The sequence below is a fragment of the Paenibacillus sp. sgz302190 genome, from assembly GCF_059820445.1.
In genome coordinates, this window is the sequence record NZ_JBZYAO010000020.1 from 83,419 (window position 1) to 94,608 (window position 11,190).

Annotated in this window: 4 protein-coding genes; all 4 read left to right on the forward strand. The window is 46.7% G+C overall.

Going from position 1 to position 11,190, the window contains the following annotated elements; all coding sequences use genetic code 11:
- Positions 1-12 precede the first annotated feature (12 nt).
- Genes AC6RNO_RS21665 through AC6RNO_RS21680 form a run of 4 tightly spaced genes read left to right on the forward strand, consistent with a single transcriptional unit; the run spans position 13 to position 11,190 of the window.
- Positions 13-1,185, forward strand: a complete 1,173-nt coding sequence (locus AC6RNO_RS21665) for an aminotransferase class I/II-fold pyridoxal phosphate-dependent enzyme (RefSeq protein WP_497106712.1) — start codon at positions 13-15, stop codon at positions 1,183-1,185.
- Positions 1,186-1,194: 9 nt separating this feature from the next.
- Positions 1,195-4,482, forward strand: coding sequence for an amino acid adenylation domain-containing protein (locus AC6RNO_RS21670; protein ID WP_497106713.1), 3,288 nt, complete (start codon positions 1,195-1,197; stop codon positions 4,480-4,482).
- Positions 4,483-4,514: 32 nt separating this feature from the next.
- Positions 4,515-8,483 (forward strand): amino acid adenylation domain-containing protein, encoded by a 3,969-nt coding sequence (locus AC6RNO_RS21675; protein ID WP_497106714.1) that lies wholly within the window; start codon positions 4,515-4,517, stop codon positions 8,481-8,483.
- 37 nt (positions 8,484-8,520) lie between these two features.
- Positions 8,521-11,190, forward strand: coding sequence for an amino acid adenylation domain-containing protein (locus tag AC6RNO_RS21680; protein WP_497106715.1), 2,670 nt, complete (start codon positions 8,521-8,523; stop codon positions 11,188-11,190).

Sequence of the window (11,190 nt, forward strand, 5' to 3'; positions counted from 1 at the left end):
GAAAATACCGGCATGTCTACGATCATCAGATCGCCAATAAATTTTCATAATGAAAGATTTTTGATGTTTATACTCGATCAAATGGCTAACGAACTGGAGCAAAAGGGTGGAAAAGCGATTCGGATGACACTGGGGAAGTCTGAACTCCCGCTACATCCGGATATTATCGGCTCGATGCAAGCGGCGCTTGATTCGTTCGAAAAGTACACGCTGGTCTACCCGGGCGGACTCCCGGAGTTGAAAGCGAAGTTAGCGACTCATTACGAGCAGAAGTATAAAGTAACGATTAAACCTGGGAACTTTGTCATCAGCGTAGGAACCAGCTCGTTATTCCGAAATTTGTTTTATTTGCTTTTAAAAGAAGGTGACGAGGTACTGCTTCCTTACCCGTATTATTCGCTGTATCATTTCTGTGCACTGCTTGTCGGAGCAAAGGTACGGTATTACCAAATCAATCTGGATACGCTCGCGTTAGATGTTGATTCGTTTGAGCAAAATTTCACCGATAAGACGAGAGTGATTGTCATTAACACACCGGGCAACCCGCTGGGCAACATATTGACCCGAGACGAGCTGTACACCATCGACCGAATCGTCGATGGACGAGCTACGGTTATCAACGATGAGATCTATGCTAACACATATTTCGATGATGAGTGCGAGTCCGTTATGCAACTGCAGAACACCAAATCCCAATTTGTAACGACAGACGCCTTCTCCAAAGGTTATCGGATGTATAGCAGACGTGTCGGTTATGCGATCGTACCGGATGAACTTGTTCAGCCGCTCACCGTTATACAGCATCATACATTGCTAACGGCTGACCCGATCGTTCAGTTCGGGGCGGTGGCAGCGCTTGATCATCAGCATGAAGTGGAGCATTTGGTCGGCATCTATAAAGCTCGTAGAGATTATACGCTAGAAGCGCTGCAGAATGTTGAAGATGTAAGGGCTCTGCGGTCCCGTGGTGGATTCTATCTAGCACTCGATTGCGAGCGTTTTATGTGGCGACATAACATTGAAACTTCGCTTGAGCTGGCGACGGAACTCTTTAATGCAACACATGTCGCTACCGTGCCAGGATCGGATTTCGGGATCCCTAATATGCTGCGGTTGTCCTACTCAACTGCTGACTATGAGGAAGGCATCGAGCGATTGGTGAAATTCTTCAAATTGAAACGGTAGGAGACAAGGATGGACGATATGCTGATATTTGATATTGGACTGCACGACTTTAACTTGCTGTCTGCTGATGAATCGGAACAATTAATGCAGTTTAACAATACGCGCACGGCATACCGGTCCGAAGTTACCATCGCAGATTTGTTCCTCGAACAGGCAAAACTGGACCCGAATCGAATTGCCGTTATTGACGGCGAGCACAAGGTGACGTATGGGGATCTACATGCGAAGTCCAATCAGATCGCTCATCTACTGCTGCAAACGGGCGGTGCGCGAGCGGACTTGGTTGCTGTAATGACCGATAGAGGTACCGACTTCATTGCAACGACATTAGCTATCTTCAAGAATGGCATGGGGTATGTTCCGATCGACCCGCATTATCCCCGGCAACGAATTGAATATTTATTAAAGGACAGTGGCTGCAACATATTAGTAACGCAATCGGTTCATCTCGATAAATGGACTGAGGATAAGCCGGACAGCATCGCGTCAGTCATATGTCTGGATCAGATAGATCGGACCACTGCGGTTTTATCCCACTATTCGAATGAAGATGTGGTGAAGCAACTGCTTACGGAATTCGAATCACGCGGTAAGGAATCCGATACCGCCTATGTCATCTATACCTCTGGCTCCACCGGACACCCGAAGGGTGTAACGATTACGCACAAACAGGTGTTGAATACTCTCTTTTGGCTAAACGACCAATTTCCTTTAAAGGAAACGGACGTTATTGCACAGAAAACGTCGATATCCTTCACCGATTCGGTATGGGAACTGTTTTGGCCCCTTATTGTAGGAGCGAAGCTTTCCATCTTGAAGGAAGAGGATGGCAAGAGTCCCGAATTGTTGTTCGAGTGGCTGAACCGGGAGAACATTACCATAACGCAATTCGTACCCGCGATAATGAGACTGTTCTTATCGTATGTCGAGTCACGCAATGAGTGCGATCCACTCCCTCAGTTACAATGGGTATTTAATGGCGGTGAGGCGATTTCAGCCGATTTAGTTCAAGATTGGAATCGACTTTTTCAGCGAGCACGCATAGCAAATATATATGGAATGACCGAATCCGCCATTTACGCTTCGGTTTATTTGTGCATGGATACTCCTTCAAGCAGAGGGGACAACATTCCGATTGGCGTGCCGATAGCCAATACGCACATATATGTACTCGGCCAATCAGGGGAGATTTGTCCTCCTGGCATTAAGGGTGAGATTTGTATCGGAGGCGTAGGAATTACAGACGGTTACTTACGTAAGCCTGATCTGACCGAGAAGGCTTTCACCTTTCATCCAGTAAGCGGAAAGCAATTGTATCGTACAGGCGATATCGGTTGCTTAAATGAAAACTCCATTCTCGAATACTGGGGCCGTAAAGACGATCAAGTACAAGTTCGCGGCTATCGGGTGGAGCTCAAAGAAGTAGAGCGTGCCATATTGCAACATCCCGATGTTCGTCAAGCAGTGGTCATTGCTGCATCGTCTAGAAGTGGAGTTACCGATCTTGTCTCTTATTACGTATGTAATGGAAACCACGTCTCACCGGGCGATATGCGTGCTTATCTAGAGGAAGCTATACCGGCTTACATGGTTCCGAGCTTTTTAATGGATCTGCCGGAAATGCCATTAACCCCTCATGGTAAAATCGATCGCAAAGCACTGCCGGAGCCGGGTGCTCGCGACTCGAATAGCAAATATGCTGTTCCACGCAATGAGGTAGAGCAGAAGCTTGCAGAAATCTGGGCAGAAGTACTGCAAGTATCATCGCCAGCGATAGACGATAACTTTATTGAATTTGGCGGTCATTCGTTGAAGGCCATACAGTTTGTAGCGGCTATCGAGCGGCAGTTAAGTATCAAATTGAGTGTGCAAGCGTTGTTGGAACATCAAACGATCCGAGCAATTTCTGAACATATTTCGGTTATATCCGGGATCCAACAGGAGGCTAACATAGTGCAGCTTGCTCCGGCGGATTATTACCCAGTGACGCCGTTCCAAGAGCAAATCTACACGCTGCGAGAGATCGAGGGAGAAGAGGCGAGTTCCAATTCCCCAGGCGTACTCAGGCTAGAGGGAACTCTCAACAAAGACAAAGTTGATCATTTGCTATTGGAGCTTGTCAAGCGGCATGAAGGGCTGAGGACTTCGTTCCATAAGGTCAACGGCATAGTTAGTCAAAAAATTCACCAAGATGTGTCGCTACAAGTTGAAACCGTAAAGGTGGAGGGCCGGCAGATCGAGCAGGCGATTCATTCGTTTATCCGTCCTTTTGATTTAGGCGTTGCTCCCTTAGTCCGGGTTGGGATAATTGAGCTGGATGAGCGTGTTCATCTTCTTATGATCGATATGCATCATATTATATCGGATGCGATATCGAAAACTATCCTGCTAAGAGAATTCGCCGACTTGTACGACGGTATACAACTGCCGAATGCTTCCATGCAGCCAAAGGAATACGCGGCATGGATGATCCAATACGAGCAATCGACGTTATGGAAGCGGGAAGAAGACTACTGGCTGCATTTATTTAAGCAACATCCACCGCTGCTGCAACTGCCGACCGATCATGAACGGACCGGGACGAGAGCTTTTGCGGGAGGCGAGTTACAAGTCCAACTGCCAGAAGATCTCACAGCGAGAGTACGCCAATTCAGTATTCATCATAAGATCACGTTATATATTTCGCTATTGACCGCATATTCGATTTTGCTCAGTAAATATTGCAATCAAGAGGAACTGGTAATTGGCTGTGATATGGATAACCGTGTCCGCTCAGAGTTTTACGGAACAATTGGCGCATTCACGAATTTAATTGCACTGCTGATGAAGCCTCACAAACAGTTTGCCGTAACTGAATATCTATCAGACGTCAAACATCATGTAAGCAAATCGTTGGAAAATGGATTGTATCCTTTCGAGCGGTTGCTTCGTCACGTACCATATGATCGGTATAGCGCGCGAACTCCACTGGTAGAGACGATGCTTACCCTTCATCAGCCTGAACAACTGTTGAGGAAAAGTTCCAGCCTGCAAATAACGAGTTATCCGTACAAACGGCAATATGCCATGCTTGATCTGGCACTGGAAGTGATGGATATACAAAATTGTCTGCTGCTAAATTGGCAGTATAATATCGGTTTGTTCGATGAGCAGACCATTGCCAGAATGAATGATGACTTTATCGCGGTTATAGAACAAATTGTCGACATGCCGCACGTACAGATCGGCAATATTCGATTAAATTATGTAGTGGCTTTCGCCACAAGTGAATGGGATGCCGGAGATTTTGTCTTCTAGACGGCCTAGCTGACGGAGAGGAGAGAAGTTGAATGAACTATTCCGTAACACGTAATATTTTGCGTACTAGCGGTAAACTTGAGGACGCCAGACAATTCTGGACGAATCAGCTAGCCGGAATGCACCATCCATTAAATTTTCCGACTCGTCGGTTCACTCACCGTTCTAATGAGGAAGCTGCAGAACTGGCTCTGCAGCTTCCTTCAGAGGTGAGCGAGCGTATGATTCAAATTAGTAACGGGTCCGACCAGCGTATCTTCACCGTTCTGATGGCCGGATTTGGAATTGCACTACACAAATATACCCGGCATGACGACATTTATATCGGCATGCCGGTAATGAGGCAAGAAGAAGGGAGAGTTTATTTAAATTTGGTGCTCCCCGTCAGCCTACGAATGTCGCACAGTTACACCCTGCGTACACTACTTGCACATACACAACAGCAAATCGTCGAGGCTATAAAGCATCAGAATTACGATGTGCTCGCATTAATCGACGAGCTTTATGGTGACGAGAACGCAACGAGCCGTCGTTTCTTTGAAGCAACATGCCTGTACCAAAATTTGCACGACCCTGCTTATTTGCAGTCCGTACAGAGTGAACTTAGATTTAGTTTCAGAAAAGACGAACAGTCGCTTTATGTGGAGGTTAGCTTTGACAGCCAAAAGTACGAATTGGCTTTGATCGAGCGATTCTGCTCGCATTTATTCGCGAGTGTTGCACAGATGATGGCCGACCCGGACATGAAACTGTCTGAGATTGAACTCGTATCCGACGATGAAATGCGTTCTATTTTAAAATTCAACGATACCGAAGTTCCGTTTCCTAGCGAACTGCCCTACAACCGCTTGTTCGAAGAGCAAGCGAATCGTACCCCCGATTGTATGGCGATCGTAGATCGTACTAAGTCACTAACCTATCGGGAATTGAACGAACGGGCGAATCAATTGGCTCGTTACCTGCTGGATCAAGGATTTAAGCCGGGTGAGAAACTCGGCCTATATATGAACCGCAGTGCGGAAACGCTTATCGCGATTCTCGCAATCTTTAAAGTGCGCGGCGCTTACGTACCAATCGATTCGAACTTTCCGATACAGCGTATTGACTACATAATGGAAAAAAGCGAAATATCCGGTATTATCGTCGGTGCGCTTGGTGAAGAAGACAAGCTTTTATTGAGCAAGGCCGCAGATTCGCTTCAATATAAATTTTGTTTTGGGGAAGACGATACCAAGCTTTTGCCCTATTCCGTAGCCAATCTAGAATTGCAAGGCAATGGAACGGATTTAGCTTATATGATTTTTACTTCCGGAACGACGGGGCAACCGAAGGGTACGATGGTGCACCATCGTGGGATGGTTAACCATATATTCGCCAAGATCAACGCGTTGCATCTTGAGAAGCAAGATATTGTTGCCCAAACGGCTTCGCTATGCTTCGATATATCGGTATGGCAGTACTTGGCTGTTTTGCTGGTGGGCGGATCTGTACGAGTCATTGACACCGAAAACGTCATGGATGTGGAGGCGCTGTTCTGTACGTTGCTAGACAGCGGGACGACGATTGCAGAAAGCGTTCCATCGCTGTTAAGAGAGTTGTTGCATAACGTGGAAACGAGGGATCCAGAAAACCTTGCGCTGCCAACACTCCGCTGGATGATGGTAACGGGGGAAGCATTGCCTGCTATACTTGTGAATCGGTGGTTCAAACATTACCCTGCGATCCCGCTCGTTAATGCATATGGACCAACAGAAGCGTCCGACGATATTACGCATCACTTCATATATCAGCCGGCTGACACAGATGCAAGCACTATACCCGTCGGCAGACCTATTCAAAATATGGCGATTTACGTTCTCGATTCTGCAATGAGGATGTGCCCTGCAGGGGTTAAAGGGGAAATATGTGTTGCCGGTCCCGGTGTCGGATACGGATATTATGGCGACGAGGAACGAACGAGCAAATCGTTTGTCCCGAATCCTTATGGAAAGCTGCATGACGATTCGCATTATAAAATCATGTATCGAACCGGAGACTTGGGGCGGGTGAATGAAGAAGGATACCTCGAATATTATGGACGGATTGATGATCAGATCAAGATTCGCGGTTATCGGATTGAGTTAGGAGAGATCGAGCATGTATTAGCGGGCTATCCTTCTATCCGCGAAGCTGCGGTAGCCACACGCAAACACGATGATGGTGAGCCGTATCTTTGCGGATATATCGTGTCGGATCAAGAGCTGAACCGCAACGCGATTCGGCAGTATCTATTAGAAACGCTGCCTGAATACATGGTTCCCAGCTATTTGGTTCAACTCGAGACACTACCACTTAATACGAACGGCAAGTTGGATCGGTTCGCATTACCTATACCACAGCTTAACAATATCACTGTTAGTGCCACGTTGGAAAGGCCGTTAAATGATACCGAGCGGGCATTAACGGAAATATGGGGCTCGGTATTGGGGATGGAACCGGACCATATCCGTGCTTCGGATCATTTCTTCAGCCTTGGCGGGCACTCTTTGAAGCTAAACCAGTTGCAAATGCAGATTGCCCAACGATTCGGAGTAGACATTACGGTGGGGGAATTGTTTCACAACCCGACTATTAAAGTGATGGGACAGCTGATTGAGCGGGCAGAGCGAGCTAGCGCGGTACTGGACAAGGCGCCGAACCAACCTTATTATCCGGTTGTGCCAGCACAGGAGAAGATGTTCATCCGTCAGCAGTTGAATCCCGATGATACAAGCTTTCATATTAGCGGAGTACGGATCGTTAACGGAGCGTTGGACCGAAGTAGGCTGCAGCGCGCTTTTCAGAAACTAGTCGAACGACATGAAGTGTTCCGAACTTTTTTTGCTTTCAAAGACAGCAAAGTAGTTCAACAGATATCCCCTTCTATAACGTTTGAAATTGAACGGCTTGATGCCGCTGAGTATCATTTGGACGCTGCGATTCAAGCTTTTATTCGTCCATTTGATCTTACACAGTGCCCACTATTACGGGTTGGGTTAATCGAGTTGTCGAAGGAAAGACATGTGTTGCTGATCGATATGCACCATATCATTGCCGACGGAACATCAATTGAAATACTGATTCGAGACCTCGGTGGGCTATATGCAGGAGGTCGTTTGTCTCCTATTCAAGTACAACACAAAGATTATGCTGTATGGCAAAATCAGCAGCTTCAATCCCATGCGTTCAACAAGCAGCTCACCTATTGGTCGGAACTGTTCCGCACGCCGGCTCCTACACTCGCAATTCCTAGCGATTTTGAGTGGTCGGAGAAATCGGCGTACCGTGCGGCAACGATTGATTTAACGTTCGACACCGAACGGACTCGTCAACTTGAGCAGCTTGCAGCTGTGCAGCGTACGACCCTGTTCACCGTACTGCTATCAGTCTACTATTTGCTGCTACACAAATATAGCGGCAATGCGGACATTGTAGTAGGTACACCTGTCTCGGTTCGCAAATTCAGAGAGCTTCAGCAAACGATTGGAATGTTCATTAATACACTACCGATCCGTACTCGTGTAACCGGTACTATCGCGTTCCATACGTTTTTAACCGATGTAGGGGAGCGGATTGTGTCAGCCCTCGAAATGTCGGATTTGCCAATAGAGCAGTTGCCGCTCAATCCATCAGTCGCCAACTCCGGATTGTTTAGCGCCATGTTTGTCTTTCACAATGGGGGAACTCGCGAATCGGCGCTCGAAATCGGAGACATGCAGTTCAGCAACTACCCCCTCCAAGCGCATACCACTAAAGTGGACTGGCATTTAGAGACGTATCTTTCTAATGGCTGCCTAAAATTCAGATTAGATTATAACTGTGAACGATACAAACGAGAAACTGCACAGCAGATATTAGAGGATTACGCGGCAATCATGATGCAAGTGTTAAACAATCCGCACGAACCGTTACACGAATTGCATATTATCCGCGAGATCGCATTTTTACAGAAATCTTCATTAGATTGGGACTTCGACGTGTAGTTTGTTGAGCTGTTTATACAAGGAGGGGACATATTCCGTGAGACTGACGGTGAATCATAATATTGTATTGAATAGTCATGATTTTCAAGTGGAGGAACAATTTTGGAGAGACAAGTTGAGCGGGATGGATCTTACATTATCCCCAATCCGGGATTACAGTGATCCATCGATGAAAACGGAGTGCACTTCCTATGAAGAAGCTGCGTTCCTAGTGCCGGATCAAACGGTTCAATACATAACGAATTCTTATGCTCACCCGGTCAAGCTGTATCTGTACTTACTGTCCAACTTTTTCTTGCTTATCCGCCGGTACAAGAGAGTGGAAGATCTAATCGTACTCACACCGGTTTTTCATCATCCAGTGCCGCCCAATGCATGGAACTACGCGCTGCCACTTGGAACAAAACTAGATGAAAGCATGAACCTGACTGCCTTTATGCGACTGGTGAAGGAAGTGGTAAAGGACGCAACGGACCATCACAACTTTCCTTTTGCCAAAATCGTTGAGTTTCTGGATTTTGACAAGGAGCAGTTGGCCTTGGTGTTGGATACCGCTTTTATGATGGAAGGCATGCAGGACGAGTCGGCCTTGTCGCAGTTGCCCGCCGCATTAACGTTCATCTTAAAAGAATCCAATGGCGAAATAACGGGGCGGGTAAAATTTCATTCTGGTACGTTTACGCCCGATTTCATTCATCGAATGATCGGCCATTACCTTCGCTTGTTGGAGGAAAGCTCGGTGGACGCAAATAGGCCGATTCAAATGATTGAGATGATGACGTCAGTGGAGAGGAATGAACTGCTGTTTGCTCGCAACCAAACGGAGCGCCCCTATGAGCTGTCGGCCCCGATTTATCGTTTGATTGAGCAACAAGCACAGCAAACACCGGGCAATACGGCAATCGAATATGGTGAAGAGACACTAACCTACAAGTTACTGAATGAGAAAGCAAATGCGCTTGCATGGATGTTACATGATCGGGGAATCGGCCGCGGCTCGTATGTTCCCGTTCTTATCAATCATGGACTTAATCAGCCGGTGGCCTTATTGGCGGTGATGAAGACCGGAGCCGCGTTCGTCCCTCTGGATGTAACGGAGCCTGCTGAACGTCTCCAATCATTGTTTGTGGAATTGGAAACTCGCATTGTATTAACAAGCGCAGAGCAGTCCCAACACGTAGCGCTGCCAACTGAGGTAATCGTTGTGGATCATACAAGGCTAGCGCCAATGCCGGAACAAATCGCAAATACTGCCTTACCCGAGGATCCCATCTATGTCATCTATACATCCGGTTCTACAGGTAGGCCGAAAGGGGCAGTCATTCCGCATATTGGGATTACGAATCGCTTCCTATGGATGGACGAGCATTTTGGCTGTAGTCAACAGGACGCAATTTTGCAGACCACGCCGCATATTTATGACAGCGCCGTTTGGCAGATGTTCTGGCCTCTCTTGCATGGGGCGCGTAGCGTTCTACCGACACCGGAGTTTCAAATGACACTCACAGATGTGCTGCACATCATATCCAGCAAAAAAATTACCATCACGGATTTTGTGCCATCCGTTTTTAATTTGCTGGTTGAACAAATGGAATCAAAAGACCATATAGACGATGCTATGAAAAGTTTGAGGCATCTCATAATAGGTGGGGAAGAAATGACGGCCCGATGTGTTAAAACATTTCAGAAGCGCTTCCCTACCATACGTTTAACGAATTTGTATGGTCCGACTGAGACCTCGATTGGTATTATCTATTTTGAGGTCGGACCTAATCATGAAGGCGTTATTCCAATTGGAAAGCCAATAGGTAATGCCAAAATCTTGTTGCTAGATGAATATCGCAACCTTACGCCAATTGGACAACAAGGAGAAATTTATTTAACCGGAAATTGTCTTGGACTGGGGTATTTGCATAATCCGGACAAAACAGCGGAGCATTTTGTCGAGAATCCATATCCTGAAGTGGGATTCTCCAAGCTGTATAAAACGGGGGACCTTGGACGCTACGATTCGAATGGCCGGATTATTTTCGAAGGACGGATCGATCACCAGATTAAAATTAGTGGCCACCGGGTCGAAATTGGCGAAATCGAAGCTGCACTGCTCGCCCATCCGCAGTTGAAGGAAGCAGCCGTAGTATTCGACACGCAGAAACGTGTACTGGTTGCTTTTTATGTCCCTCGTAACGAAATGACTTCACGCGAATTGAATGCTTACTTACAAGAGCGACTTCCGAGGCATATAATACCTTCTCTATTGTTGAAGATTGAAAAAATGCCGCTCATGAAAAGCGGCAAAATCGATCGGAAAGCGCTCATCGCCTTAACAGACAGGGAAGAATCGGATAAGGATTATGATCCTCCCCGCACGAAGCTGGAGCAGCAACTGGTGCAAATTTGGAAAGAAGTGCTTGGTTTAAACCGAGTGGGCATTAACGACAGCTTTCTACAAATTGGTGGGACCTCGCTGCTTATCTTGAAACTGCATGCTTTAATTGTCGAGCGAATTAACAGCTCTGTAACTGTAGCGCAACTATTCACATTACATACCATCGCTGCATTAGCTCAATTTCTTGAACAACAAGCTGTCAAGGTACGCCCCACAGAGCCAGAGCAGAAGACGACTGAAGCCGATTTACTGAGTCTGCTCAGAAAAGTCAAGGAAGGTGTTATTACAGTAGAAGAGGGTGCACAACAGATAGAGTAA